Origin of the sequence: Dietzia sp. DQ11-44 (genome assembly GCF_014145205.1) — a bacterium.
In the GTDB taxonomy this organism is placed as follows: domain Bacteria; phylum Actinomycetota; class Actinomycetes; order Mycobacteriales; family Mycobacteriaceae; genus Dietzia; species Dietzia natronolimnaea.
Map to the genome: position 1 here is coordinate 1 of NZ_JAALEC010000639.1, position 1739 is coordinate 1739.

The 1739-nt window shown below is 71.3% G+C and carries 2 protein-coding genes; one reads left to right on the top strand and one right to left on the bottom strand.

Annotated features, from left to right (window positions below; all coding sequences use genetic code 11):
- Window positions 1–606: 1-acyl-sn-glycerol-3-phosphate acyltransferase (locus G6018_RS14775; RefSeq protein WP_182640024.1), on the top strand; the 606-nt coding region annotated here is incomplete at its 5' end.
- 37 nt (window positions 607–643) lie between these two features.
- On the opposite strand, the gene G6018_RS14780 is transcribed toward G6018_RS14775, so the two are convergent.
- Entirely contained in the window at window positions 644–1702 is a 1059-nt protein-coding gene (locus tag G6018_RS14780) for an HAD-IB family hydrolase (protein WP_182640025.1), read from the bottom strand.
- Window positions 1703–1739: the final 37 nt, after the last annotated feature.

Below are 1739 nucleotides of genomic sequence, written 5' to 3' on the forward strand. Positions count from 1 at the left end.
TTGGACGCGATGATGACCACGGTGGCCGTCCACGACCACTCGGGCCGCGCCCTGCGGCTGCTGGCCGCCGACCTGGCGATGACGCTGCCGGTCTCCGCACCGCTGGCGCGACGGGCCGGGGCGACGCTGGCCTGCGCTGCCGACGCCGAACGCCTGCTCGAGAGCGGACACGTGGTGGCGGTGTGGCCCGAGGGCTACAAGGGACTGGGCAAGCCGTTCTCGGACCGCTACCGGCTGCAACGCTTCGGCCGCGGTGGGTTCGTGTCCACCGCGCTGGACGCCGGCGCGCCGATCATCCCGTGCTCGGTGGTGGGCTCGGAGGAGATCTACCCCAAGATCGGCGAGTTCTCCCCGCTGGCGCGGCTGCTGGGTGTCCCGTACCTGCCCATCACGCCGACGTTCCCCCTGCTCGGCGGCCTGGGCGGCATCCCGCTGCCCACCAAGTGGACCATCGAGTTCGGCGAGCCCATCGAGACCTCCCACCTCGGCCCGGACGCCGGCGACGACCCGATGATCGTCTTCGAGATCACCGACCAGGTCCGCGAGACCATCCAGAACACCCTGTTCCGGAACCTCGCTCGCCGTGGGAGCGTCTTCTTCGGCTGATCCGCCCGGGCCGCTCGGGGCCCGGCCGCGAGTCGTCTCAGAACATCCGTCGGATCTGGCCGATCGTCCGCGCGCCGTACGAGGACTTCACGGCCGCCCGGGCTCCGGCGAGCCCGCCCACCGCGAGCACGCCCGGGACCGCCTGCTTGGCGGCCTTGCGCACCGTGCGGAAGTCCTTGATGTCCCAGCCGTTCTCCGAGGCGTACTTGCGCAGCCGCCCGTCCGGGTTGATCGCGACCGGGTTGCCGACCATCGTGAGCATCGGCATGTCGTTGAAGCTGTCCGAGTACGCGTAGCACTTGGACAGATCGAAACCCTCGGCCTCGGCGAGGTTGGAGATGGCGTGCGCCTTGCCGGGCCCGTGCAGGATGTCGCCCACCAGCCGGCCGGTGTACACCCCGTCCTCCTCCTCGGCCACGGTGCCGAGCGCACCCGAGAGCCCGAGCCGCGACGCGATCACCCGCGCGAGCATGACCGGCGTGGCGGTGACCAGCCACACCTGCTGGCCGGCGTCGAGGTGCATCTGCACCAGCGAGCGCGTGCCCGGCCAGACGCGGTCGAGCATCGAGGTGTCCACGACCTCCTCGCTCAACGCGGTCAGCTCGGCGACGGTGTGGCCCTTGACGAAGCTCAGCGCCTTGTCTCGGCCCGCGGCCACGTCGTCGGCGTTCTCCTTGCCGGAGACCCGGAACTTGACCTGCGACCACGCCATCGACGCCACGTCCTGCGCCGTGAAGAACTTGTGCTTGGCCAGCCCGCGCGCCAGCAGGATGATCGAGGCGCCCTGGATCAGGGTGTTGTCCACGTCGAAGAACGCCGCGGCCTGCGGGTCGGGGACGAACCGCGTGTCGGCGTGGTCGTCGTGGTCCTCGGTGGTCGTGGCGTCGGCCAGCGGGGGACCGGGCTCGGCGCCGGGCTCGAGCTTGACCGCGTTCCTGGCCGAGGCCTCGCCGGCGACGCGCTGGTCGCGGGCGTTGCGCCGGCGCCAGACCAGCCGCCCGATCGCACTGGTGACGTCCGCTCGTCCGGGCAGCCGGAGACCGTTGCCCCCGGTGTCGGAATCGGACTCGTCGGTGGCGTCGGTGTGGTCGTTCACCGGGTGGACCTCCTAGTGGGGGTGGGACCCCATCCTA